The organism is Pseudomonas sp. CAN1 (genome assembly GCF_030462585.1).
GTDB lineage: Bacteria > Pseudomonadota > Gammaproteobacteria > Pseudomonadales > Pseudomonadaceae > Pseudomonas.
The window spans coordinates 64,362-89,110 of record NZ_JASMRU010000018.1 but is presented as its reverse complement, the minus strand read 5'-3'; the positions used below and the strand labels follow the sequence as shown (position 1 = coordinate 89,110).

Sequence of the window (24,749 nt, the reverse complement as noted above, 5' to 3'; positions counted from 1 at the left end):
GGCGCAGCTGTCATCAGGGTAATGGGGCGGTCAGCGAACTGACAGTGTCGGTGTTGCAGACTGGCAGCGTATTCATTTTCCAGCGCCATCGAGGAGCTCGCCATGCACCTGATCATCTCCACGCTGTTTGTCGTGCTGTTCTTCCCCGCCGCGCCAGCCTGGGCTGACGGGGGAGGGGACATCACCTTCCAGCGTATGCAGGAGCAGGCCGCCACGGTGCGCCAGGTCTGCTGAATCCGCTTCATCGTGTTGCTCATTGCCCGCCCTCCGGCGGGCTTTTTTTCGCCTCCCTTATACCCCGCGCCGGGTCGGTCAGCGCCAAGCTGACAGAGTTGTAATCTTCCCGACAGCCAGCCCTCAGCCGCGGACAGCGACCATGGCCACAGACCTTAAAGGAGAGTCGCCATGTCCCTGCGTCATCTGCTCCAAGCCTCCGTCCTCGGCCTCGCCGTCGCCATCAGCCTGCCGGTCCTGGCCGACGCCGGGCACACCTACGATTTCGGCAAGCCGGCCAAGGCCGCCCAGGCCACCCGCACCGTCGAGATCAAGCTGGGCGAGATGTTCTTCGAGCCGGAAAACATCGACGTGAAGCCGGGCGAGACCGTGCGTTTCGTTATCCACAACAGTGGCAGTCTGCTGCATGAATTCAACCTGGGCAGCGCCGCCATGCACGCCGGCCACCAGAAGGAAATGCAGCAGATGATGGACGCCGGGATGCTCACCCCCACCGGCATGCAGCACGACATGAGCCAGATGGACCACAGCAAGATGGGCCACGGCGACCAGCCGATGGGCCGGATGATGAAGCACGACGACCCCAACAGCGTGCTGGTGGAGCCGGGCAAGAGCGCCGAACTGACCTGGACCTTCAGCAAGGCCACCCGCCTGGAGTTCGCCTGCAACATTCCGGGGCACTACCAGGCCGGCATGGTCGGCAAACTGACCGTCAAGCCCTGAGCGCGCCGTGATGATCCGCGCAAGGGAGTGGGCCCTGGGGGCGTTGTTGCTGGCACCGTTGGCGGTGCAGGCCGGCGTGTATGACCTGACGATTGGCGAGAGCGAGCTGAAGCTGTCCGACGGCGCCCGCAAGGCGCTCACGGTGAATGGCCAGACGCCGGCGCCGGAGCTGCGCTTCAAGGAGGGCGAGGACGTCGAGCTGCGCGTCACCAACACCCTCGACCGCGACACCTCGCTGCACTGGCACGGACTTATCCTGCCCTACACCCAAGACGGTGTGCCGGGCATCAGCTTCCCCGGCATCAAGCCCGGCGAGACCTTCACCTACCGCTTCACCGTGAAGCAGTCCGGCACCTACTGGTACCACGCCCACAGCGACTTCCAGGAGATCGAGGGGCTCTACGGTCCGCTGGTGATCGAGCCGAAGGCGCGCGAGCCGTACCGCTACGACCGCGAGTACACCCTGCTGCTGGCCGACTGGCACGACACCCGGCCGGAAACCGTGTTCGCCAACCTGAAGAAACAAAGTGACTACTACAACCGCAACCAGCGCACCCTCGGCGACTTCATCGCCGACTCCAGCGCCAATGGACTTCTCGCGACCCTGCGCGACCGCCTGGACTGGGGCGGCATGCGCATGGCACCGACGGACATCGCCGACATCGCCGGCTTCCGCTTCCTGATCAACGGCCAGGACAGCGAGCAGAACTGGACCGGCCTGTTCAAGCCCGGCGAGCGGCTGCGCCTGCGCATCATCAACGGCTCGGGCATGAGCTACTTCGACCTGCGCATTCCCGGCCTGAAGATGACCGTGGTGCAGGCTGACGGCAACGACGTGCAGCCGGTGACGGTGGATGAACTGCGCATCGCCGTGGCCGAGACCTACGACGTGATAGTCCAGCCCCAGGAAGACCGCGCCTACACCTTCTTCGCCGAAGCCATGGACCGCAGCGGCTACGCCCGCGCCACCCTGACACCGCGTGCCGGATTGCAGGCCGAGGTGCCGATGCTGCGCGAACGGCCGCTGCTGAGCATGGCCGACATGGGCATGAACCACGGGGGCATGGATCACAGCGGCATGGCGATGGCGGGGCAGGGTGGTGACTCGAACGATGCAGGCATGGCCGGCATGGATCACTCGGCCATGGTCGCGCCGAAGTCCGACTACGCGCCGGGCAGCGGGCTGACGCCGCAGCCGGCCGCGCCGGGCAATCGCCTGCTGGTCTACGCGGACCTCAAGGCCATGCGCCCCTATGCCGACTACCGCGCGCCGGACCGCAGCATCGAGTTCCGCCTGACTGGCAACATGGAGCGCTACTTCTGGTCCATCAACGGCAAGAAGTATTCCGAGGCCGAGCCGATCCGCCTGACCTACGGCGAGCGGGTGCGCATCCGCTTCGTCAACGACACCATGATGACCCACCCCATGCACCTGCACGGCATGTGGATGCAGCTGAACAAGGGCAACGGCCGCTTCAACCCGCTCAAGCACGTGGTCAGCGTGGCGCCGGGCAGCACCCTGGACGTAGACGTGCCCGCCGATGCCCTGGGCGAGTGGGCCTTCCACTGCCACCTGATCTACCACATGGCCGCCGGCATGATGCGCAAGGTCATAGTCGAGCCGGCTCCCGCCAGCGCCAGCCTCTGAGGAACCGCCATGAATCGCATAGCAACGGTGGCCTGCGCGGCGACCCTGGGCCTCGCCTTGCCCGCAGAAAGCGCCGAGATGGACGACATGCCCATGGGTTCGCTGCTGATCCAGCGCCTGGAAAGCCGCTTCCACGGCAACGACCAGGCGCTGGGCTGGGAAGCCCAGGGCTGGTACGGCACCGACTACCAGAAACTGCGCCTGAAGCTGGAAGGCGAGCGCGACGCTGGCGGCCCGACCACCGACAACGAGATGCAACTGCTCTACCAGCGCCTGCTCGCGGACTTCTGGGACTGGCAGGTGGGCGTGCGCCACGACGACCAGCCGGGGCCGTCGCGCAGCTATGCGGTGCTGGGCATCCAGGGCCTGGCGCCGCAGTGGTTCGAGGTGGACGCCAACCTGTTCCTCAGCGAGCGCGGCGACCCGTCCCTGCGCCTGGAGACCGAGTACGAGCTGCTGCTGACCCAGCGGCTGATCCTCGAACCCTCGCTGGAGTACAACCTCGCGCTGGCGGATGACCGCGATCTTGGCGTGGGCGCCGGTGGTAGTGAGCTGGAAGCGGGACTGCGCCTGCGCTACGAAGTACGTCGGGAGTTCGCGCCGTACTTCGGCTACGTCTGGAGCAGGACCTACGGCCGCAGCGGCGACATCGCCCGCGCCGAAGGCGAGGATGACGAGGAGGGCTATTGGGTCGCCGGTGTGCGCATGTGGTTCTGACGCACCAAAGGCTCTTCGTAGGAGCGAGCTTGCTCGCGAACGGATTTTCCGGCGGCTCCGGTGTCTGGGCGGTTCGCGAGCAAGCTCGCTCCTACAGGGACACCACTTGGGCCGGCTCGTCCGCCACCTGCTGAAAGCCCCGGCGGATTTGTATACACTCGCCGCCTCGCGCCACCACCCGCATCGCCGATCCAGCAGGTCTTCCCCATGCAGCATCCCGCCGAACACTCGCCCCTGGGCAAATCCAGCGAATACGTCTCCAGCTACGCACCGGAGCTGCTGTTCCCGATCTCCCGCACCACCAAGTGGGCGGAGCTGGGTCTGACCGCGGAAACTCTGCCTTACCAAGGCGTGGACCTGTGGAACTGCTACGAGCTGTCCTGGCTGACCGCATCGGGCAAGCCGGTGGTGGCCATCGGCGAATTCGCGATTCCGGCGCAGTCGCCGAACATCATCGAATCCAAGTCGTTCAAGCTCTACCTCAACTCGCTGAACCAGACCGCCTTCGACAACGCTGACGCCGTGCGTGCAGTGATGGAGCGCGACCTGTCCGCCGCTGCTGGCGCGCCGGTGGGCGTGCGCGTGCGTGGCCTGGACGAAGTGGCCAGCGAGGGCGTGGCCGTCATCGCGGGCACCTGCGTCGACGACCTGGACGTCGCGGTGGAGAGCTACGATCACCCGCGCCCCGAACTGCTGCGCTGCGACGACACCCGCCGCGTCGACGAGGTGCTCTACAGCCACCTGCTCAAATCCAACTGCCCGGTCACCGGCCAGCCGGACTGGGGCACTCTGGTCGTCGAGTACAGCGGCCCGGCGCTCGATGCCGCGAGCCTGCTGGCCTATGTCGTGTCCTTCCGCCAGCACCAGGACTTCCACGAGCAGTGCGTCGAGCGCATCTACCTCGACCTGCAGCGCCTGCTGCAGCCGACCCGCCTGACCGTGTACGCGCGCTACGTGCGCCGTGGCGGGCTGGACATCAATCCCTACCGCAGCAGCGAAGCCGTGCAGCCGGACAATCGCCGGCTGGTGCGCCAGTAAGACTGCGGAAAAACGCGGATACGAAAAACCCGGCCGAAGCCGGGTTTTTCACGTCTGGGAGGGCGAATCCGGGCTCAGATACCCATGTTCGCCAGGCTCTGCACGATGGAGCGCAGCGTGCCGGCCAGGGTCGGGTGGCTCGCCTCGAAGCGCTCCACGGCCAGGTTGACGTTGTCCATCAGGGTCTCGTCGGCCAGCGCCTCTTCGTTGGCCAGTTGCAACTCGATGTCCTGGATCAGCGCTTGCAGCGATTCGCGCTCCTCCGCGTTCAGCGGCGGCTGGCGTTCCAGTTGATCGCGCAGGGCCTGGAGTTCTTCCTGGAGGCGTTGTGTCGGCATGGTGGTGTCCTTCTGCGGTACGTACCCAAAGATGGACCTCGCCCGACCGGGAAAAGGTCCATCGCCATGCCTTTGAGCTTAACCCGCCGCGCGCACCCTTGCCTGATGCCGATCAACTCGCAGGAGACGTTCGAGCAGTGGGAAGAAGTGCTCCAGCTCCGGCGTGCGCATGGCCGGGTCCTTGCCCAGGTCGTCCAGTCGACGCAGGGTCAGCGCGTCCTGGGAGAAGGGGGCGTTGAGGAAGGCGCTGGCGCCGCGCTCGTCGAACGGCCCGCCCTGCAACGCCAGGCTCTGCCGCGAAGCCCAGGACAGGCCGGCGTGGTAGGCCGGGTCGACCGCGCAGAGGTAGCGCTTGGCGGCCACGTGCAGGCGGATCGGCTGCCAGACCGATTCGGGCAGCAGCTCGCGCAGCAGGCTGGCGCCGAACTCCTCGTGGCGCAGGTCCTGTTCGTCGATCAGTTGCGGGTCTTCGTAAAGGTGGCCGATGTCGTGGAGCAGGGCGGCGATCACCAGGCTGTCGGAGCAGCCGGCGCGCTCGGCCAGGGTGGCGCATTGCAGCGCGTGCTCAGCCTGGCTGACGGCCTCGCCGTAAGGCTCGGCGCCATGGCTGGCGAAGCGCTCGGCCAGCTCGTCGAGGAAGCGATGGCGCTCGTGCTTCATGGCTTTTCTCCTTTCAGGCGGCGGCCGGCGATGTCCAGCAGGCAGGAATCCAGCTCGCCCAGATGATCGATGACCGAGTGCACGCCGAGGCGGTACAGGCCCAGTGTCGCCTGCGCGCGCAGGCGGTCGCGGTCGCGGTTGCCGAGGGCATCCCAGTCGCCCGGTGCGTGGCCGCACAGCGGGCCGCTGGCAGCCAGGCCGATGGTCCACAGGCCGGCGTTGAGGCCCGCCTGAAGCAGGCGCGGCTGCCCGCTGACCAGCACGCAGCCGTCCAGGTGCGGGCTGTCCAGCTGCATCAGCGCGCGCCAGCAGGCGTCCGGGGCGGGCAGCTGGCGGCCGACGATTTCCAGCCCGGTGGCCAGGCCGTCAGCCAGCACGGAGGCCAGCTGCTGGGTGGTGGGCGCTGGCAGTTCGTCGAGCCAGGCGCAGGGCACGCCGTGCCCTTGCATTGCCTGGAGCGCGTGCATGGCTCCGGGGGTGGCCTCGGCGTGGGCCTGTGCGGCCTCGTCGAGGGCGGACTGGAAGCGGCTGCGCTCCTGGGCATCGGCGTTACGGCCGAGTACGTGGTCCAGGGCGTCCTGCGGGGGCAGGGCAGCGGCTTCGAGCAGGCGTTCCGGCGGACAGTCGGGGCAGGTGCGTTGCAGGGCTACCGGCAGCGTCCTTGCGCCGAAGTCCACCAGATCGCCCGACAGTCCGAACAGCAGGGTAGTGAAGCGCGGAAGGTCGGCGGTAGCAGGCATGGTGGGCTTTTCTGATAATTGGTCTAGGCCAGATTAGCGGGGCAATGTGACGGTCCGATGAAGTCCGTTGCACTGTCGTTATAATCGCCGCGCCTTTTTCTGGAAGATGCCCATGCCGGTCGATCCCGTGCCCCATTACCTGCGCATCCGCGACCAGCTGGTGCAGGACATCGCCAATGCCACCCTGAGCCAGCGCCTGCCCGCCGAGCGCGAGCTGGCCGAGCGCTTCGGCTGCACTCGCGTGACCCTGCGCGAGGCTCTGCAACAGCTGGAAACAGAAGGACGGCTGTACCGCGAGAACCGCCGCGGCTGGTTCGTCTCGCCGCCGCGCATTCGCTACAACCCGACCCGCAGCACCGGCTTCATGGATTACGTCCAGGCCCAGGGTCGCGTGCCGCGCACCGAGGTGCTGGCAGCCGAGTGCCGCGTCGCCGGGCCGGCGCTGGCGCAGCGAATGGGCCTGAACGAAGACGCGCAGGTATTGTGCATCCAGCGCCGCCGTTGGGTGGACGAGCGGCCGGTGATGCTGGAGGAGATCATCCTCGACGCCTGCTGGTGTCCGGGCCTGCTCGACCATGCCCTGGATACCTCGCTGACCGGCGTATTGCGTGAGCACCTGGGCCTGAGCCTGCTGCGCTCGGAGCTGGCCATGCATTCCACCGCGCTCACCGAGGCCCAGGCTGCGCCGCTGCAGCTGACGCCCGGCGCGCCCGGGTTGTACGTGGAGCGCTGCAGCTACGTCGACGGTGGTCGGTTGGTGGAGTGGGATCAGGAGTTCTGGCGTTCGGACGCATTGGAAATCGTCATCGAAGCACGGTATCCCGACTGAAGTGGCACTATGCTTTCAGCTGGAGACAAGCGAAGCGCTGCGCGGCCCGTCCGGATCGAAGAGTTGCGAAGCCGTGCCGGGTCTGCAAACGCGCCTTGCACCTATATAATTCGCCCGCATGGCAGGCCGCCCAGGCTGGCCCGAAAGACATTCACTGGAGAATTACCGATGCGCCCACTAGGCGTCCAATGGACGAAACGCTGCTTCAGCCTGTTCGCTGCTGCCGGTCTTGCCACGCTCCCGTTCCTGGCCCAGGCCGCCAGCGAAGACGACCCGTGGGAGAGCGTCAACCGTCCGATCTTCACCTTCAACGACACCCTCGACACCTACGCGCTCAAGCCGCTGGCGCAGGGCTACCAGTACGTCACGCCGAACTTCGTGCAGGACGGCGTGCACAACTTCTTCGACAACATCGGTGACGTGAAGAACCTGGTCAACGACCTGCTGCAGCTGAAATTCCACAATGCCGGTGTCGATACCAGCCGTCTGCTGTTCAACACCACCTTCGGCCTGGCTGGCGTCTTCGACGTCGCCACCCACATGGGCCTGCGCCGCAACGACGAAGACTTCGGCCAGACCCTCGGCCATTACGGCGTCGGCAGCGGCCCGTACGTGATGCTGCCGCTGCTCGGCCCGAGCACCTTGCGTGATGCGCCGGCGCTGATCCCGGATGCCTACACCGGCCCGTATCCGTACATTGATGATGTCGCCGTGCGCAACAGCATGCGCGCCGTCGACGTGGTCGATACCCGCGCCGATCTGCTCAAGTCCGAGAAGTTGATCAGCGGCGACAAGTACACCTTCATCCGCAACGCCTACCTGCAGAACCGCGAGTTCAAGGTCAAGGACGGCGAGGTCGAAGACGACTTCTGATCGGCCACCGGGTCCGGTTTCTCCCTGCGAGCCCGCGCCGTTCGTGGCGCGGGCGGCGCCTGCTTGAACCCTTGAGCGGATGGGAGTAGTGTCTGCGCCTTGTCGCGACCCACCCGCGCCGCTGTTCCCTAGAATGAGCGCCAAACCACAACCCCGGCGCCGTTTGCCTGGATGACCCATGCACAAAGCCAGTGCCTCGCTGCTGATTATCGATGACGACGACGTCGTCCGCGAAAGCCTCGCCGCCTACCTGGAAGACAGCGGATTCAAGGTCACACAGGCCACCAACGGCCTGGAGGGCCTGAAAGTCTTCCAGCACGAACTTCCCGACCTGGTGATCTGCGACCTGCGCATGCCGCAGATGGACGGCCTCGAGCTGATCCGTCGCGTCAGCGAAATGGCCGTGGAAACCCCGGTGATCGTGCTGTCCGGCGCCGGCGTCATGAGCGATGCCGTCGAGGCCCTGCGCCTGGGTGCCGCCGACTACCTGATCAAGCCGCTGGAAGACCTCGCCGTCCTCGAGCACTCGGTACGCCGGGCCCTGGACCGCTCCTTCCTGCGCTCGGAAAACCGCCGCTACCGCGAGAAGCTGGAAACCGCCAACCGCGAGCTGCAGGCCAGCCTGAACCTGCTCCAGGAAGACCAGAACGCCGGTCGCCAGGTGCAGATGAACATGCTTCCGGAAACCCCCTGGGAATCCGAAGGCCTGGCGTTCTCCCACCAGATCATCCCGTCGCTGTACCTGTCGGGTGATTTCGTCGACTACTTCCGCGTGGATGCCCGCCGCATCGGCTTCTACCTCGCCGACGTTTCCGGCCACGGTGCTTCGTCCGCCTTCGTCACCGTGCTGCTGAAGTTCATGACCACCCGTCTGCTCTACGAATCCAAACGCAACGACATGTTGCCGGAATTCAAGCCGTCGGACGTCCTCGGCCACATCAACCGCGGGCTGATCAACTGCAACCTGGGCAAGCACGTCACCATGCTCGGCGGCGTGATCGACCTGGAAACCGACCGCCTGACCTACAGCATCGGCGGGCACCTGCCCCTGCCGGTCCTCTATGTCGATGGCGAAGCCCGCTACCTGGAAGGCCGTGGCCTGCCGGTGGGGCTGTTCGATGAAGCGACTTACGAGGACCATGTGATGGATCTTCCCAAGTCCTTCAGTCTTTCCCTGTTCTCGGACGGCATCCTCGATGTACTGCCGGGAGCTACCCTGAAGGAAAAGGAGACGGCCCTGCCCGAGCAGGTCGTCGCCGCCGGCGGAACCCTGGACGGCCTGCGCCAAGTCTTCGGACTGGCCAAGTTGGCCGAGATGCCGGATGATATTGCCTTGCTGGTGTTGAGCAGGAACCTTGCATGAGTACCGGTAAAATCCAGTTCGCCGAGCAGGATGGCTCATTTGTCCTGAAGTTCGTGGGCGAAGTCCGACTGACCCTGTGTTCGGCGCTGGATGCCACCATTGAAAAAATCTTCGCCGCGTTGAATTTCTCGGCGATCATCATCGATCTCACGGAAACCCAGAGCATCGACAGCACCACGCTGGGCCTCCTGGCGAAGCTGTCCATTCTCTCGCGGCAAAAGGTCGGTCTGTTGCCCACGCTGGTCACCACCAACGCGGACATCACCCGTCTGCTGCAATCGATGGGCTTCGACCAGGTGTTCAACATCGTCGACCGCCCGATTCCGTGCTCGGATTGCCTGACCGATCTGCCTCCCCAGGACCAGTCCGAGGAGGTGGTGCGCGGCAAGGTGCTCGAAGCCCACCGTATCCTGATGGGCCTGAACGAGACCAACCGCGAGGCCTTCCACGATCTGGTGAGCGCGCTAGAGCGCCACTGATTCGATGAGCCCCAATGCAAACCGGCGCCCTGGGGCGCCGGTTTGCGTTTGCTCGTCTATCGCTTTCAGCGGCCTGCCAGCAGCGCTTCCAGCTTCTCCTGGTCGCGGGCGAACAGGCGGATGCCTTCGGCCAGCTTCTCGGTGCCCATGGCGTCTTCGTTCATCTGCCAGCGGAAGGCACTTTCGTCCAGCACCTGGCGTGCTTCGCCACCACCGGGTTGCAGCGCGCGCGGCAGTTCGCCCTGGGCGTCGGCCAGCTGTTGCAGCAGGTCCGGGCTGATGGTCAGGCGGTCGCAGCCGGCGAGTTGCTCGATCTGCCCGAGGTTGCGGAAGCTGGCGCCCATCACCACGGTCTCGTAGCCGTTGGCCTTGTAATAGCGGTAGATGCGCGAGACGGACTGCACGCCCGGGTCTTCCGCGCCAACGTAGTCGCGGTTGTTGGCCTTCTTGTACCAGTCGTAGATGCGGCCGACGAAGGGCGAAATGAGGAACACGCCAGCGTCGGCGCAGGCCGCGGCCTGGGCGAAGGAGAACAGCAGGGTCAGGTTGGTCTGGATGCCTTCGCGCTCCAGTTGCTCGGCGGCGCGGATGCCCTCCCAGGTGGAGGCGATCTTGATCAACACGCGGTCGCGGCCGATGCCGTGCTGGTCGTACAGCTCGATCAGGCGGTGGGCGCGCTGCAGCGTGGCTTCGGTATCGAAGGACAGGCGGGCGTCCACTTCGGTGGAGATGCGCCCTGGAATCACACCGAGGATGTCCTTGCCCACCGCGACGGCGAAGCGGTCGCAGGCCAGGCCGGCGTCACCCTTTGCGCCCTCGGTGGCGCGGGCCAGGTGCTCGGTGTAGCGGGGCAGGGCGGCGGCCTTCAGCAGCAACGACGGGTTGGTGGTGGCATCCACCGGCTTCAGGCGGGCAATGGCGTCGAAATCGCCGGTATCGGCGACAACCGTGGTGTACTGCTTCAGTTGTTCCAGCTTGGAGGTCATGGCGCGTCTTCCATAGAGAGTGCATCGACCTTACCCGAGGCCGATGCGCCACTCAACGGGACTCAGTGACCGGCGAGAAGTTCTCCGGCCTGGTCGAGCAATCCGAGGGAATCCTGGGTCTTGTGGACGTCCACCGACAGCAGTTGGCGGAAGCGCCGTGCGCCGGGGAAGCCTTGGGCCAGGCCGAGCACGTGGCGGGTCACGTGGTGCATCGCGCCGCCCTCGGCGATGTGCCGCTCGATGTACGGACGCATCCGCGCCAGGGCCTCGGCGCGGGTGATGGCTGGCTGCTCGGAGCCATACAGCGCGGCGTCCACCTGGGCCAGCAGGTAGGGGTTGTGGTACGCCTCGCGGCCGAGCATCACACCATCGAACACCTGCAGGTGCTCGCGGCATTCTTCGAGAGTCTTGATGCCGCCGTTGAGGACGATCTCCAGCTCGGAGAAGTCGCGCTTGAGCTGCGCGGCGATGTCGTAGCGCAGCGGCGGGATCTCGCGATTTTCCTTGGGCGACAGGCCTTCGAGGATGGCGATGCGCGCATGCACGGTGAAGCTGCGGCAGCCGGCATCGCGCACCTGGCCGACGAAGTCGCAGAGCTCTTCGTAGCTGTCGCGGCCGTTGATGCCGATGCGGTGCTTGACCGTCACCGGGATCGACACCGCATCGCGCATGGCCTTCACGCAGTCTGCCACCAGCGCTGGATGGCCCATCAGGCAGGCGCCGATCATGTTGTTCTGCACGCGGCCGCTGGGGCAGCCGACGTTCAGGTTCACTTCGTCGTAGCCAGCCTGCTCAGCCAGCTTCGCCGCCGCCGCCAGATCCGCCGGGTTGCTGCCGCCCAGCTGCAGCGCCAGCGGGTGCTCGCACTCGTCGTGACGCAGGAAGCGCGCAGCGTCGCCGTGCAGTACTGCGCCGGTGGTGACCATCTCCGTGTAGAGCAGCGCGTGGCTGGAAAGCTGGCGCAGGAAGTACCGGCAATGGCGGTCGGTCCAATCCATCATCGGCGCGACGGAGAAGCGGCGGGAGGGCTCAGGGCGGGTGGTCGGTGTGGCAGTGGTCATGGTTACGTCGAATCAGGCTTCGCAAGGGGCGCGAATTTGCTCGCGCCGGCGGAAAGGGCGGAGATTTTACCGGGGTTGCCGGCGCAGCGCACGGAAACCGGCGAGCGGTCTGCAGACGGCTTGACCTGGCCGGGCGGCTCGCGTTGGTGCAGCTGCTACCCTCTGGGTTCCCGATAGAAGGATCGCACTCGATGAAACCCCTATTGTTGACGCTGCCGCTGGTCCTGCTGGCCGCCTGTTCCTCGCCGGGCAAGCTGAAGGAGGAGGCGCCGGCGTTGCGACTGGAGAGTGGCAAGTCGCCCTCGGTCTACATGACCTGCCTGCTGCCGAAATGGCAGGGCATCCGCTCCGCGTCGACGGTGACGGAAATCCGCTTCGGTTACCGACTGCAGGTGCCTGCCGCTTCGGGGGATACCGCCGAGGTGCTGCTGGAGACCACGGCGACGGATCAGGGCAGTGATGTAGCGCTGTACCGCCGCAACGCGCCGAGCCCGGACGATGCGCTCACCCTGGCGGCGCGCAGCTGCCTGTAACGACTCAAGCAGCGCCTCGTCTACCACTAAGGAACGATAGCCGCCGGGTGCAGCAGGCGGCCTAATGGCTCTGACAAGAATAATCGGGCTCCCCGGCAGCGTGCCTGCGCTGCGTAGCGGTCGTGCCCGCCAGAAGAGAGCTGTCGCCATGGATATCGCGCGTCCGCGTATCGTCCTCATCCTTACCCTGCAGACTTGCGGCCTGGTGCTGCTGTTCATCGCCCAGGCGCTGGGCGGCTGGCCGTTGTCGCTGTGCCTGCTGCTGGCCGCCGTGCTGCTCTGGGGGCCGTGGTTCGTCCCCGAGCGCGCTGCGCCTGCCAGTGCGTTGGCGGTGCTGCCGGATGTCGCCGAGCTGACCCGCGAGCTGTCCCAGGGGACCAGCCGCAACGCGCTGTCTGCTGCCGGGGTGTCGTTCTCGGTGCAGCGCCTGGTGGAGAAGCTGGAGTCCCAGGTGGTTGCCGCCGAGCAGATCGTCGGCAGCGCCGAGGTGATGATCCACACCGAGCGGGCGACCTCGAACCTGGCGCGCCAGGCGAAGGAGGCGGCCACGCTTGCCCGCGCCGGCAGTGACAGCGGGCGCAGCGAGCTGCAGGCCGCCATCGATTGCATGCGCCAACTGAGCCAGCGCGCCAGCGCCAGCCGTGCGCTGATCGAGACGTTGAATGCGCGCAGCGAGGATATCCAGCGCGTCACCCAGGTGATCCAGTCCATCGCCAGCCAGACCAATCTGCTGGCCCTCAATGCGGCCATCGAGGCGGCGCGGGCGGGCGAGCACGGTCGTGGTTTCGCCGTGGTGGCCGAAGAAGTACGCGGCCTTGCCGGGCGTACCGCCGAGGCCACCGACGAAGTGGGGCAGATGATCGAGGATATCCAGCGCCAGACCGGCGAGGTGGTGGAGCAGATTCGCCAGCTCACCGATGATCTCGGCCTGGGCGTCAGCCAGGTGGAGAGCACTGGTCGCCAGTTGCAGGACATCGCCGGGCTGGCTGCCACCGTGGAAACCCAGATCACCGAGATCGCCGAGGGCGCGGAGATCAACCGCAACCAGCTGGACAGCCTGTTCGCCGCCGTCGAGCAGGTGCGTGGCGACCTGCGTGCCAGCGATGAGCAGACCCACCGTCTGGCCGACGCCGCGATGCAGCTGGAAAGTCAGGCGGAAACCATCAGCGAACGCCTCGCCGAGGTGGCGCTGGACGACTATCACCAGCGCGCCTACGACCTCGCCCGCGCTGGCGCCCAGGCTATCGGCGCGAAGTTCGAGGCGGACATGGAGAGCGGCCGGATCGGCTTCGATGACCTGTTCGACCGCGATTACCAGCCGCTCCCCGGCACCCGTCCGCAGAAGTTCCGCACACGCTTCGACCGCTACACCGACGAGGTGCTGCCGCGCATCCAGGAAGACCTGCTGCAACGTCACGAAGGGCTGGTGTTCGCCATCGCCTGCACCGCCGAAGGTTATGTGCCGACACACAACCAGGCGTTCAGCCATCCGCCGAGCGGCGACCTGCAGGTGGACATGCTCAAGAGCCGCAGCAAGCGCCTGTTCAACGACCGTACCGGAGTTCGTTGCGGCAGCCACAATCAGCCGATGCTGCTGCAGACATACTGCCGCGATACCGGTGAGCTGATGCACGACCTGTCGGTGCCGATCTACGTGCGTGGTCGCCAGTGGGGCGGGCTGCGCCTGGGCTACCGTCCGGAAGCCTGAGCCTCAGGGGCAGGCTCGCTCCTGCTAAAAACCGCAGGCGAAAAAAAGCCGCGAAGGAGTTGGACGCGGCTTGGTGCGGGCGTCCGGGAGACGCCCGCGAAAGGGACTCAGTGATGCCCGCAGAGGGCGTCGCGGCCTTGTTCGCCGAGGATGTTGAAGAGGATGTTCAGCACCACGGCCCAGATCGCGGTCATGGCGATGCCGCTGTGGGTGATCGGCTCCATCCACTGGGGCAGGGCGGCGAAGAAGTCCGGACGCACCACCGGCACCATCCCCATGCCAATGCTCACCGCCACCAGCAGCTGGTTGCGGCGGTCGACGATGTCCGCTTCGTGGAGGATGCGGATGCCGCTGGCAGCGACCATGCCGAACATGGCGATACCGGCACCGCCCAGCACTGCCGGCGGAATCGAGGCGACCAGGAAGGCAGCTTTAGGCAGCAGCGACAGGGCGATCAGGAACAGCGCGGCGGCGGCGGTGACGTAGCGGCTGCGCACGCCGGTCATCTGCACCAGGCCGATGTTCTGGGCGAACGAGGAGTGGGTGAAGGTGTTCATGAAGCCGGCGATGAACGAGGCGCCGGCGTCGCACAGCAGGCCACGGCGCAGGCGGTTGGGGCAGATTTCGGTCTCGGTGATCTTGCCCAGGGCGAGGAACATGCCGGTGGACTCGACGAAGATGATCACCACCACCAGGCACATGGACAGCACCGGGGCGAGGTGGAACTCCGGCGCGCCGAAGTGCAGCGGGGTGACCACGTCGAACCATGGGCGCTGCTCGATGCCGTCCAGGCTGACCATGCCCATGCTGGCGCCGATGATGTAGCCCAGCAGCATGCCGATCAGCACCGAGACGTTGACCCAGAAGCCTTTCATGAAACGGTTGATCAGCAGGATCACCGCCAGTACGAAGGACGACAGGGCGAGGTATTCGACGGCGCCGAAGTTGGCCGCGGCCTTGCCGCCGCCAGCCCAGTTGATCGCCACCGGGAACAGGCACATGCCGATCGAGGTGATCACGGTGCCGGTCACCAGCGGCGGGAAGAAGCGCACGATGCGGCTCATGAACGGCGCGATGACCATGCCGAAGAAGCCCGCAGCGATGGTGGCGCCGAAGATGCCGGTCATGCCCACGCCGGGCATCCCGGCCATGGCGACCATGCTGCCGACGGCGGCGAAACTGGCGCCCATCATCACCGGCATGCGGATGCCCACCGGGCCGATGCCCAGCGATTGCACGAGCGTGGCGATGCCGGCGACCAGCAGGTCGGCGTTGATCAGAAAGGCGATTTCTTCGCGGGAGAGACCGGCGGCCTGGCCGACGATCAGCGGGACGGCGACGGCGCCGCCATACATCAGGAGAACGTGCTGGAAGCCGACCAGCAGCAGCTGCAGCAAGGGCAAACGCTGGTCGACGGGCGAGCCGGTATGGGAGCGCTCAGTTACCACGGACATGCAACACCTCGGTTTTTATTGTTGTCAGTCGCTGGTTGCCGGACGGGCACGACAACCGGGAAGTACTGGCCGATCTCACCCCCGGGGCCGAGCGGGTGAAGCGGTGCGGGACTTTATAAACGCGATGTGTATTACGTTCAATCGATTTTTGTATACAACTCGCCGGTCACGTTTTGTCTCGGTAGTGCTGCATGGCTCTACGCCGCGTGTTTCCTGGCTTGGGTAATTCTGTAGCCATTGGTCGAGTGGACTACATTTTTTGTTTCTGGGGTGTTTGTGCCGGTGGCGAGCAATCGCGGACGGAGGCCGCTCCTACGTGGATGCCAACCCTGGCGTAGGAGCGGACTCTGTCCGCGATCGGTCCGATATCCGCGCCATGGTGGGCGCGTGTCGTTTCGCAGGCATAAAAAAACCGCACCCGAAGGTGCGGTTTCTCTGGCCGTGCCGCAGGCTCAATTAACCTGGGCGCCTCGGCTGATCCAGTCGCCGACGAGCTTGCGCTCTTCCGGGGTCATCTGGGTGATGTTGCCCAGCGGCATCACCTGCGAGGCCACGGCCTGCGCCTGGATGCGCGGGGCGAGCTGCTGGATCTGCTGCGGGGTGTCGAACATCACGCCAGCCGGTGCGGTGCTGAACAGGTTGCTGGTCGGCTTGGCCGAGTGGCACACGGCGCAGCGTTCCTGGATGACGTGGTGGACCTTGTCGAAGCCTTCGGTCGAACCGGCAGTGGACGCCTGGGCCGGAGCGGCCTGAGCCTGCTGGGCAGCGGCGGCCTTGGCGGCTTCCTCGTCCTTGGCGCGCTCGGCCGGGGTCTTGCCGCCGACGGCGGTTTCCGGCAGCGGTTGGTACTCCACCTTCGCCGGCTGGGCGCTGGCAGTGTTGTCACTGCTGGGGAAATTCGGGCCGGTGACGAAGGCCAGGGCGATCATGCCGACGGCGCCGGCGGGCAGCGCCCAGGCCATGCCGTTGCCATTGTGGCGGGTGTTGAAGTAGTGACGCACGATCACCGCCAGCGCCGCGATGCAGGTCAGGATCAGCCAGTTGTAGTGGCTGCCGTAGGTGCTCGGGAAGTGGTTGCTGATCATGATGAACAGCACCGGCAGGGTGAAGTAGTTGTTGTGGCGCGAACGCAGCAGGCCCTTGGCCGGCAGTACCGGATCGGGCTCGCGGCCTTCCTCGATGGCCTTAACCAGCGCGCGCTGGGCCGGCATGATCACGCGGAACACGTTGCCCACCATGATGGTGCCGATGATGGCGCCCACGTGCAGGTACGCACCGCGACCGCTGAACACCTGGCTGAGCAGGTAGGCGGCGAGGACCAGCAGACCGAACAGGATGGCGCCGAGCAGGGCGGGTTGCTTGCCCAGCGGGGAGTCGCACAGGGTGCTGTAGACGAACCAGCCGGCGATCAGCGAGCCGATGCCGATGGCTACGGCCGCGGCGGGCGCCAGGTCGCTGCCCGGGGCGATCAGGTACAGGGTCGGGTTCAGGTAGAACACGATGGTCAGCAGGCAGACACCCGACATCCAGGTGGTGTAGGCCTCCCATTTGAACCAGTGCAGGTTGTCCGGCATTTTCGGCGGGGCGAGCTTGTACTTCTCCAGGTGGTAGATGCCGCCACCATGGATCGCCCAGAGGTCACCGGAAAGCCCCTCGCGCGGGTTGGCGCGGTTGAGGTTGTTTTCCAGCCAGACGAAGTAGAACGAGGCGCCGATCCACGCGATACCCACGATCATGTGGATCCAGCGGACCAGCAGGTTCAGCCATTCGATGAGATGTGCTTCCACAGTTGTTTACCTCTTGCCCGGGCATCGCCGTCGCGCTGCGCGGGCCTCTCTTATTAGTTCGCTTGGGGGTCGAGGAGGAGCTGTTCGTCCTCGGTGAAGAAATGCTCGTCGCAGTTGTTGCCAGAACCGCTGCGATCGACCACCAGGAAGTCATCCCGCTTTTCGATCGTCAGCACCGGGTGGTGCCAGACGCCGCGGTGGTAATTGACGCCCTGCTTGCCGTTGGACAGGAAAGCGCGGGCGAGACCCGATACAGGTACATCGCCAACTGGCGCGACCACGATCAGAAACTGATTGCCGAGCAGCGGAATGAACGCCTGGCTGCCCTGCGGGTGACGTTCCAGCATGCGGATGCGCAAGGGCATCTCCAGGGACTCGGCGCTGAAGATGCTGATGATCGCCTTGTCATCGGGCTGCGCCGTTTCGACGGTGGCGAGCTTGTGATAACGGCGGGTGGAACCGTTGTTGATCATGAAGAAGTCACTGCCTTCGGTTTCGATGACATCACCGAACGGTGCGAAGGCTTCCTTGGTCAACGGCTCGATCTTCAGGGTACGCATGGCTGGTCTTCTTTTTCGTTGTTCGCATTGGCCCCGTCGCTGGGACGGGGAGTGAAGGTCCGCTCGCTCAGAGCTGCTGCAGGCGGAACATCGCGATCTTGTTGATCTCCGCCAGGGCGGTCTGGAACTCCTGCTCCGGCGTGTTGTGGATGCGCTCTTCGAACGCAGCGAGGATCTGGTGGCGGTTGCTGCCCTTCACCGCCTTGATGAAGGGGAAGCCGAATTTGGCCTTGTAGGCGTCGTTGAGCTCGGTGAAGCGGGCGAACTCCTCGGCGGTGCAGTCCTGGATGCCGGCGCCGGCCTGTTCGGCGGTGCTGGAGGCGGTCAGTTCGCCACGGACGGCGGCCTTGCCGGCGAGGTCCGGGTGCGCGTTGATCAGTGCCAGTTGCGCTTCGTGGCCGGCGGACAGGAGGATGTCGGCCATGCGCTGCTGCAGCAGTTCGATGTCGTTCAGGCTGTCGTCGACGCCCAGGTCATAGGCCTTCTCGGCGACCCACGGGGAGTGCTCGTAGATGTCGGCGAAGGTGGCGACGAAGGCGGCGCGGTCGAGGCTGGCCGGGGTCAGGGTCTGGAAGCGGCTCATGCCTGGTTCTCCTGCGCTTTGAACGGGTGGTTCTCGTGCCAGTGCTTGGCGATGTCGACGCGGCGGGTGATCCACACCTTCTCGTGACCTTTAACGTACTGGATGAAACGCTCCAGCGAGGCCATACGCGCCGGACGGCCCAGCAGGCGGCAGTGCATGCCGATGGAGAGCATCTTCGGCGCGCCCTCGGCACCCTCGGCGTAGAGCACGTCGAAGGCGTCCTTCAGGTATTCGAAGAAGTCGTCGCCCTTGTTGAAGCCCTGCACCTGGGTGAAGCGCATGTCGTTGGTGTCCAGGGTGTAGGGGATCACCAGGTGCGGCTTCTCGGCGGTGCTCGCCGGGTCCCAGTAGGGCAGGTCGTCGTCGTAGGTGTCGGAGTCGTAGAGGAAGTTGCCATCCTCGCGGACGATGCGCCGGGTGTTCGGGCCCAGGCGGCCGGTGTACCAGCCCTGCGGGCGCTGGCCGGTCAGCTCGGTGAGGATGCGCACGGCCTCGAACATGTGCTCGCGTTCCTGCTCCGGGTCCATGTACTGGTAGTCGATCCAGCGGTAGCCGTGGCTGCAGATTTCGTGGCCGTCGGCGACCATCTGGCGGATCGCCTCGGGGTGGCGCTGGGCGGCCATGGCCACGGCGAACACGGTCAGCGGCAGGTCATACTTGCGGAACAGCTTGAGCAGGCGCCACACGCCGGCACGGCTGCCGTACTCGTACAGCGATTCCATGCACATGTTGCGCTCGCCCTTGAGCGGCTGGGCGGCGACCATCTCGGAAAGGAAGGCTTCGGATTCGGCATCGCCATGGAGAATGTTGCGTTCGCCGCCTTCCTCATAGTTGAGGACGAAGGACAGGGCGATGCGCGCATCGTTCGGCCAGTGCGGGTGGGGAATGTTATTGCCGTAACCGATCAGGTCGCGTGGGTAGTCAGCGCTCACTGCAGTGTTCCTTCTTGTGGTTGGCGGTCGGCGCTGAGTCGGTGGACCGTGCGCTGCCGTGATGGGCGTATTGTATACAAAATCTTTGGTGGTCTGTAAATACAATCCGCGCAACGGTCGTTTCAATCCATCGCATTGCCTGTATTGCTCCGTGAATCCCCGCTATGCCGCATTCTGGTGCGGCTTGAGGCGGCTTTTCGCGCTCTGCGGCACGATAGTACAAGGGGCTGCTGCGGGCTGATTCTGCGAGTAAGTTTCAGTTTTTTGTATACAATTGAGTGTGCCGCTGGGTATATTCGCTGCAACCCAATGCACGGGCAGGCCGTCCTGGCGACAGCCGCCCATTCGAATCAACAAGACAGAGGAGGAAGGTGTCGGCCGGCTCCGCCGCTGGACACCGATATGCCCATGGGACGCCTGACTACCCACGTACTGGATTCCGCCCACGGCTGCCCCGGCCACGGCATCAAGATCGAGCTGTTCCGCGTCGAAGGCCAGCAGCTGGAGCTGATCGCCACCCGCGTGACCAACGACGACGGCCGCTGCGACGAACCGCTGCTGCAGGGCGATGACTTCCGCGCCGGTGTCTACCAGCTGCTGTTCAACGCTGGCGACTACTACCGTGCCCGCGGCGTCGAACTGCCCCAGCCGGCCTTCCTCGACCAGGTGGTCCTGCGCTTCGGCATCGCCTCGGAAAGCGACCACTACCACGTGCCTCTGCTGATTTCCCCCTACAGCTATTCCACCTATCGCGGCAGCTAGTCCCCGCCCATAGGTCTTCCCCCAGACTCTTCGTGGAGTCTTCCTCGGCCCGCCCACACTGCGGGCTTTTTTTTGCCTGCGTTTTCTCCGTCATGTAGTCCCCGCCTGGGCTAGAACTATCTGGAAAATCCTTTTCCGAGAGCGCGCATGAGCAGAATCCTGATCGTTGAAGAGCAACCGGTAACCCGCCATGCCCTGCGCCTGATGATGGAGGCCGATCGGCACGAGGTGGTCGGTGAGGCCGACAACGGCCCAGATGCCCTGCACCAGGTGCGCCAGTGCAAGCCGGACCTGATGATCCTCGAACTGTCGATCCCGCGCCTGGGTGGACTGGAAGTGCTTCAGCGTCTGGTCGCCCAGGAGTCACCGGTGAAAGTGCTGGTGCTGACTTCGCAGGACTCCGAGTACTTCGCCGGGCGTTGCCTGACCGCCGGCGCCGCCGGCTTTGTCAGCAAGCAGGAAGACTCGCAGGCCGTGCGCGAGGCCGTGCGTGCCATCGCCCAGGGCCACAGCTATTTCCCCAGCCACGCCCTTGGCAGCGTCAGCGCGGTGGAGGATGCCGGCCATGGTGGGCTGCTCAAGGACCTGTCGGTGCGCGAGCTGAGCGTGCTGCAACTGCTGGCGCAGGGCCTGAGCAACATCGCCATCGCCGACCAATTGGCGATCAGCGACAAGACGGTGAGCACCTACAAGGTGCGGCTGATGCAGAAGCTGCACGCCAAGTCGCTGGTGGAGCTGATCGATATCGCCCGGAGGCATGGACTGGTGGAGGGTGGGGCGCCGACAGAGGAGCACAATCCTGTCGCTGCCCTGGACGAGGAGCAGATCCGTGAATTGGACCTGCTGCGCACGATCATCGACTCGCTACCTCACCCTATGACCGTTCGCGCGGTGGACGGTCGGGTGATGTTCTGCAACCGGATCGCGCTCGATCTCACCGGGCTGCAACTGGACGAAGTCGTCGGCAAGCGTCTGCTCGATCTGGGCATTATCAGCAGCGCGCAGGAGGCCGAGCTGCTGCACCAGCGACTGGCCGAGGCGATCGCTGTCGGCGAGCCCTATGATTCCGATGTCGAGTTCCATGGCGCCAAGCGCGGCCGGCGGGTCTACCACCACTGGGGCAGACCCTACCGGGATGTGAATGGCAAGCTGCTGGGGGCGATTTGCGGTGCCATCGACATTACCGACCGCGAGCAACTGGTCCGCGAGCTGCGCAACGCCAATGCCCGCATCGATACCATCAGCCGCGGCAAGACGCGCTTCCTCGGGGCGATTACCAACGAGCTCCAGGGGCCGATGCGCAACATCCTGGCAATGATCGACCTGGCGCTGAACCAGGATGACGCCACGCGTCGTGCAGAACCCCTGGCGGTGGCGCGCAATCTGGCCAGCAATGTGCTCGATGTAGTCAATGATTTTCAGCTGCTCAGCCGCGCCAAGGCCGGGAATCTCCCGTTGGCGCCCGAGGACGTGGATCTGCCCGCTCTGGTCGAGCGGCAGATCGCCCTGATGGACGAAGCCGCCAAGGCGAAGGGCCTGGTCCTGCAGGGCGATTTCAGCGAGGCGCTGAAGACCCGCGTGTGGTGCGACCCGTTGCGCCTTCGGCAGGTACTCAACAATTTGCTGGATAACGCCGTGCGCTTCACCGACAGCGGTTCGGTCACCGTGCGGCTGCATTCGCACGGCGTCGGCAAGGGCATGGTCGACGTGACCCTCGAAGTGATCGATACCGGCATCGGCATTGCGCAGGAAGAGCTGCCCTGGCTGTTCGAGCCGTTCAGTCATGAACTGGACAACCAGCGGATCGGTCGCGGCGGCAGCGGGCTGGGCGGGGCTCTGTGCCGCAGCCTGGTAGAACTGATGGAGGGTGAGATCAGTGCGAAGAGCGAACTGGGCGTCGGCACGGAAATCCGCATTCGCCTGCAGTTTCCCGATGCGACCCCCTGAACCCTGATCGGCGGTTGTGAAAAGGCCCCGGCAAGCGATTGCCGGGGCCTTTCTCGTTACGTGGTCAGCGGGCGATCAGAGGAAGATGAACTTGGCCACGAAGATCGCGCACAGCGCGTACAGGCTGACGGTCACGTCCTTGTGGCGGCCGGTGAAGACCTTCATCGCCACGTAGGTCACGAAGCCCAGGGCGATGCCGTCGGCGACCGAGAAGGTCAGCGGCATCATGATGACGGTGACGATGGCCGGGATGGTCTCGGTGTGCTCGTTCCAGTCGATGTGGGCCATGCCGCCCATCATCAGCATGGCGACGTAGATCAGCGCGCCGGCAGTGGCGTAGGCGGGGATCATGCCGGCCAGCGGGGCGAAGAACATCGCCGCGACGAACAGCACGCCCACGGTGACCGCGGTCAGGCCGGTGCGGCCGCCAGCGGCAACCCCCGCGGCGCTTTCCACGTAGCTGGTCACCGGCGGTACGCCGAGCACTGCGCCGAAGGCGCTGGAGGTGCTGTCGGCCTTCATCGCCTTGGACAGGTTCTCGATGCGGCCGTCCTCGCGCACCAGGTGCGCGCGCTGGGCAACGCCCATCAGGGTGCCGGCGGTGTCGAACATGTGCACGAAGAGGAAGGCCAGGATCACGCTGATCATGGTCACGTTGAACGCGCCGGCAATGTCCATCGCCAGGAAGGTCGGCGCCAGGCTCGGCGGCATGGAGAACACGCCGCCGAACTTGACGATACCCAGGGCGATGCCGGCCACGGTGACGGTGAGGATGCTGATCAGGATGCCGCCGAACACGCGACGGTATTCCAGCACCGCGATCATCAGGAAGCAGATGGCGGCGAGCAGCGGGCCGGGGCTGGTCAGGTCACCCAGGTGAACCAGGGTGGCGGGACTGGCGACCACGATACCGGCGGTCTTCAGGCCGATCAGCCCGAGGAACAGGCCGACTCCGGCGCCCATGGCGAAGCGCAGGCTGACCGGGATGCTGTTGAGCAGCCATTCGCGGATGCGCGAGAAGGTCAGGATCATGAAGGCGATGCCGGAGATGAACACCGCGCCCAGCGCGATCTCCCAGCTGTAGTTCATGGTCTTGACCACGGTGTAGGTGAAGAACGCGTTGAGGCCCATGCCCGGCGCCAGGCCCACCGGCCAGTTGGCGTAGAGGCCCATCAGGAAGCAGCCGAGCGCGGCGGCAAGGCAGGTCGCGACGAAGGCGGCACCGTGGTCGATGCCGGCGTCGGCCATGATGTTGGGGTTGACGAAGATGATGTACGCCATGGTGATGAAGGTCGTGAGGCCGGCTGCGAGTTCGGTCTTCACGGTGGTGCCGTGCTGGCTGAGCTTGAACAGGCGTTCGAGCAGGCCGGTGGCGGGGGGACTGGATGCAAAGGCTTGTTGTTCTTGTTTGGTGCTTTCCACAGCGGTACTCCTCAACGCTCTTGTTGTTGGTCCCTTGCCGTCGGCTGGTTCACCTGCGTCCCTTGCGCTAACGGAAAGAGTTGTGAGGGTGTGATTTAGTTGACCCTTGAGTCAGGAAGTCACGCGGCGATTATGCAGTTGTGTACAAAAACTTCAAATAATGTTTAGTGCCTTTTCGCAAGATTTTTACAAGAAAAGGCTCGGAATGGTCGCAGGCTGAAGTCTGCCCAGCTCCTGCACGGCGCGGGATTGGTGCCGCAACGGAGTCGCGCGTGACGGCTGCACGATAGTGGCCACTTTGTGTACACTGTCGCCAATACCTGGCCCGCGGCCAGTTTCTTTCCCGCCCCACGGATTTCGCGCCGGTTCAACCCGGCTTGAGCAGGGTTCGACTCCGATGACCGACCAGTTGCAACAGATCAGGAAGCAGCCGCGCAATGGCAAGGCGCGCAGCGGCACTCAGGACGAGATCGTCTACGCGCACATCTTCGACGCCATCCTCGAACAACGCCTGGCGCCAGGCACCAAGCTGAGCGAAGAAGCCCTCGGCGAAATCTTCGGCGTCAGCCGCACCATCATCCGTCGCGCCCTGTCGCGCCTGGCCCATGAACAGGTCGTGCTGCTGCGCCCCAACCGTGGCGCCGTGGTGGCCAGCCCGAGCATCGACGAAGCCCGGCAGATTCTCTTCGCCCGCCGCACTGTCGAGCGCGCGATCACCGAGCTGGCGGTGGACAACGCCAGCAGCGATACCCTCGCCGAACTGCGCGACATGGTGAAGCAGGAGCAATCCAGCTTCGCCCGTGGCGACCGTGGCGCCGGCATCCGCCTCTCCGGCGAATTCCACCTGAAGCTCGCCGAGATGGCGAAGAACGCGCCGCTGGTGGTGTTCCAGCGCAGCCTGGTGTCGCAGACCTCGCTGATCATCGCCCAGTACGAAAGCGGCGGCCGCTCGCACTGCTCGTTCGATGAGCACAATGAGATCCTCGACGCCATCGAGAAGGGCGACAAGGAAAAGGCCGTGACCCTGATGATGCACCACATGGCGCACATCGACGACAAGCTGAACCTGGACGTGGATGGCGCCTCCGGCGACCTGCACGCGGTGTTTTCGCACCTGCTGGCCGGCAAGAAGAAGCCGCGCCGCAGCAAGGCCGACGCCGACTCGGCGGCCTGATCGGCGAGCCAGAAAAAAGCCCCGCAGATGCGGGGCTTTTTCGTTTCTGCACGGCCGGCTCTTCGTAGGAGCGAGCAGGGCGCCCAGTCCTTCCTCGCGAAACACGGCCCGAACCGTCGTACGTGCCGGAAATCATCGCGGACAAAGTCCGCTCCTACGCCACGGTCAGGCACTCATGGCCTGCGAGCACGCCCATGG

25 protein-coding genes are annotated in these 24,749 nt (G+C 65.3%); 14 read left to right on the top strand and 11 right to left on the bottom strand.

Annotated features, from left to right (window positions below):
* The first annotated feature begins 102 nt into the window (after nucleotides 1–102).
* The 5 genes from QO207_RS21305 (at nucleotide 103) to queF (ending at nucleotide 4,360) form a co-directional block, all read left to right on the top strand.
* The gene (locus QO207_RS21305; RefSeq protein WP_301534289.1) at nucleotides 103–234 is read left to right on the top strand and encodes a co-regulatory protein PtrA N-terminal domain-containing protein; all 132 of its coding nucleotides are present in this window, start codon (nucleotides 103–105) and stop codon (nucleotides 232–234) included.
* 171 nt (nucleotides 235–405) lie between these two features.
* Complete coding sequence (locus QO207_RS21300; RefSeq protein ID WP_301534288.1) at nucleotides 406–957, top strand: cupredoxin family protein; 552 nt, start codon at nucleotides 406–408, stop codon at nucleotides 955–957.
* A 10-nt stretch (nucleotides 958–967) separates the two neighbouring features.
* Nucleotides 968–2,605, top strand: a complete 1,638-nt coding sequence (locus tag QO207_RS21295) for a copper resistance system multicopper oxidase (RefSeq protein ID WP_301534287.1) — start codon at nucleotides 968–970, stop codon at nucleotides 2,603–2,605.
* Between the two features lie 9 nt (nucleotides 2,606–2,614).
* Nucleotides 2,615–3,322 carry a copper resistance protein B gene (locus tag QO207_RS21290; RefSeq protein ID WP_301534286.1) on the top strand — a complete coding sequence of 236 codons (708 nt, stop codon included), beginning with the start codon at nucleotides 2,615–2,617 and terminating at the stop codon, nucleotides 3,320–3,322.
* 207 nt (nucleotides 3,323–3,529) lie between these two features.
* Complete coding sequence (gene queF / locus QO207_RS21285) at nucleotides 3,530–4,360, top strand: NADPH-dependent 7-cyano-7-deazaguanine reductase QueF (RefSeq protein WP_301534285.1); 831 nt, start codon at nucleotides 3,530–3,532, stop codon at nucleotides 4,358–4,360.
* Between the two features lie 74 nt (nucleotides 4,361–4,434).
* On the opposite strand, the gene QO207_RS21280 is transcribed toward queF, so the two are convergent.
* The 3 genes from QO207_RS21280 to QO207_RS21270 all read right to left on the bottom strand — a co-directional run bounded on the left by QO207_RS21280 (nucleotide 4,435) and on the right by QO207_RS21270 (nucleotide 6,098).
* On the bottom strand, nucleotides 4,435–4,698 hold the full coding sequence (locus tag QO207_RS21280; RefSeq protein WP_184586679.1) for a DUF4404 family protein: 264 nt from the start codon (nucleotides 4,696–4,698) through the stop codon (nucleotides 4,435–4,437).
* A 78-nt stretch (nucleotides 4,699–4,776) separates the two neighbouring features.
* Entirely contained in the window at nucleotides 4,777–5,358 is a 582-nt protein-coding gene (locus QO207_RS21275; RefSeq protein ID WP_301534284.1) for a phosphonate degradation HD-domain oxygenase, read from the bottom strand.
* Nucleotides 5,355–6,098: an HAD family phosphatase gene (locus QO207_RS21270; protein ID WP_301534283.1), complete on the bottom strand. Its 744-nt coding sequence runs from the start codon at nucleotides 6,096–6,098 to the stop codon at nucleotides 5,355–5,357. Before QO207_RS21270 ends, QO207_RS21275 begins: the two co-directional genes overlap by 4 nt.
* Before the next feature lie 112 nt (nucleotides 6,099–6,210).
* Between QO207_RS21270 and QO207_RS21265 the strand changes: the two genes are divergently transcribed.
* The 4 genes from QO207_RS21265 to rssC all read left to right on the top strand — a co-directional run bounded on the left by QO207_RS21265 (nucleotide 6,211) and on the right by rssC (nucleotide 9,642).
* A complete protein-coding gene (locus tag QO207_RS21265) occupies nucleotides 6,211–6,927 on the top strand; it encodes a UTRA domain-containing protein (RefSeq protein ID WP_301534282.1) in 717 nt (238 codons plus the stop codon).
* Between the two features lie 168 nt (nucleotides 6,928–7,095).
* Nucleotides 7,096–7,800 carry a VacJ family lipoprotein gene (locus QO207_RS21260; protein ID WP_301534281.1) on the top strand — a complete coding sequence of 235 codons (705 nt, stop codon included), beginning with the start codon at nucleotides 7,096–7,098 and terminating at the stop codon, nucleotides 7,798–7,800.
* A gap of 178 nt (nucleotides 7,801–7,978) precedes the next feature.
* Entirely contained in the window at nucleotides 7,979–9,163 is a 1,185-nt protein-coding gene (gene rssB / locus QO207_RS21255; protein WP_301534280.1) for a two-component system response regulator RssB, read from the top strand.
* The gene (rssC, locus tag QO207_RS21250; RefSeq protein WP_017517513.1) at nucleotides 9,160–9,642 is read left to right on the top strand and encodes an anti-sigma factor antagonist RssC; all 483 of its coding nucleotides are present in this window, start codon (nucleotides 9,160–9,162) and stop codon (nucleotides 9,640–9,642) included. The genes rssB and rssC overlap by 4 nt, the downstream gene beginning before the upstream one ends.
* Nucleotides 9,643–9,707: 65 nt before the next feature.
* On the opposite strand, the gene tal is transcribed toward rssC, so the two are convergent.
* Nucleotides 9,708–10,628 carry a transaldolase gene (gene tal, locus QO207_RS21245; RefSeq protein ID WP_301534279.1) on the bottom strand — a complete coding sequence of 307 codons (921 nt, stop codon included), beginning with the start codon at nucleotides 10,626–10,628 and terminating at the stop codon, nucleotides 9,708–9,710.
* Nucleotides 10,629–10,690: 62 nt separating this feature from the next.
* Nucleotides 10,691–11,689: a tRNA dihydrouridine(20/20a) synthase DusA gene (gene dusA, locus QO207_RS21240; RefSeq protein WP_301534278.1), complete on the bottom strand. Its 999-nt coding sequence runs from the start codon at nucleotides 11,687–11,689 to the stop codon at nucleotides 10,691–10,693.
* 191 nt (nucleotides 11,690–11,880) lie between these two features.
* On the opposite strand from dusA, the gene QO207_RS21235 reads away from it, so the two are divergent.
* Together QO207_RS21235 and QO207_RS21230 are read left to right on the top strand one after the other, a co-directional pair.
* A complete protein-coding gene (locus QO207_RS21235) occupies nucleotides 11,881–12,222 on the top strand; it encodes a hypothetical protein (RefSeq protein ID WP_301534277.1) in 342 nt (113 codons plus the stop codon).
* A 148-nt stretch (nucleotides 12,223–12,370) separates the two neighbouring features.
* Nucleotides 12,371–13,930, top strand: a complete 1,560-nt coding sequence (locus tag QO207_RS21230) for a methyl-accepting chemotaxis protein (RefSeq protein WP_301534276.1) — start codon at nucleotides 12,371–12,373, stop codon at nucleotides 13,928–13,930.
* 107 nt (nucleotides 13,931–14,037) lie between these two features.
* Here QO207_RS21230 and QO207_RS21225 read toward each other — a convergent pair whose 3' ends face one another.
* The 5 genes from QO207_RS21225 to puuE all read right to left on the bottom strand — a co-directional run bounded on the left by QO207_RS21225 (nucleotide 14,038) and on the right by puuE (nucleotide 19,246).
* Nucleotides 14,038–15,384 (bottom strand): nucleobase:cation symporter-2 family protein, encoded by a 1,347-nt coding sequence (locus tag QO207_RS21225; protein ID WP_301534275.1) that lies wholly within the window; start codon nucleotides 15,382–15,384, stop codon nucleotides 14,038–14,040.
* 452 nt (nucleotides 15,385–15,836) lie between these two features.
* The gene (locus QO207_RS21220; RefSeq protein WP_301534274.1) at nucleotides 15,837–17,171 is read right to left on the bottom strand and encodes a urate hydroxylase PuuD; all 1,335 of its coding nucleotides are present in this window, start codon (nucleotides 17,169–17,171) and stop codon (nucleotides 15,837–15,839) included.
* Nucleotides 17,172–17,224: 53 nt separating this feature from the next.
* Nucleotides 17,225–17,731, bottom strand: a complete 507-nt coding sequence (locus QO207_RS21215; protein ID WP_138214778.1) for an ureidoglycolate lyase — start codon at nucleotides 17,729–17,731, stop codon at nucleotides 17,225–17,227.
* Between the two features lie 67 nt (nucleotides 17,732–17,798).
* Entirely contained in the window at nucleotides 17,799–18,314 is a 516-nt protein-coding gene (gene uraD, locus QO207_RS21210; protein WP_301534273.1) for a 2-oxo-4-hydroxy-4-carboxy-5-ureidoimidazoline decarboxylase, read from the bottom strand.
* The gene (gene puuE / locus QO207_RS21205; protein WP_138214776.1) at nucleotides 18,311–19,246 is read right to left on the bottom strand and encodes an allantoinase PuuE; all 936 of its coding nucleotides are present in this window, start codon (nucleotides 19,244–19,246) and stop codon (nucleotides 18,311–18,313) included. The genes uraD and puuE overlap by 4 nt, the downstream gene beginning before the upstream one ends.
* A 408-nt stretch (nucleotides 19,247–19,654) precedes the next feature.
* On the opposite strand from puuE, the gene uraH reads away from it, so the two are divergent.
* Nucleotides 19,655–20,008 (top strand): hydroxyisourate hydrolase, encoded by a 354-nt coding sequence (gene uraH, locus QO207_RS21200; RefSeq protein ID WP_081518587.1) that lies wholly within the window; start codon nucleotides 19,655–19,657, stop codon nucleotides 20,006–20,008.
* 147 nt (nucleotides 20,009–20,155) lie between these two features.
* Nucleotides 20,156–21,955: an ATP-binding protein gene (locus QO207_RS21195; RefSeq protein ID WP_301534272.1), complete on the top strand. Its 1,800-nt coding sequence runs from the start codon at nucleotides 20,156–20,158 to the stop codon at nucleotides 21,953–21,955.
* Nucleotides 21,956–22,030: 75 nt separating this feature from the next.
* On the opposite strand, the gene QO207_RS21190 is transcribed toward QO207_RS21195, so the two are convergent.
* Nucleotides 22,031–23,377, bottom strand: coding sequence for an NCS2 family permease (locus QO207_RS21190; protein ID WP_301534271.1), 1,347 nt, complete (start codon nucleotides 23,375–23,377; stop codon nucleotides 22,031–22,033).
* A 397-nt stretch (nucleotides 23,378–23,774) separates the two neighbouring features.
* Here QO207_RS21190 and QO207_RS21185 point away from each other — a divergent pair, with 397 nt between their 5' ends.
* Nucleotides 23,775–24,551 (top strand): GntR family transcriptional regulator, encoded by a 777-nt coding sequence (locus QO207_RS21185; protein ID WP_017517526.1) that lies wholly within the window; start codon nucleotides 23,775–23,777, stop codon nucleotides 24,549–24,551.
* Nucleotides 24,552–24,749: the final 198 nt, after the last annotated feature.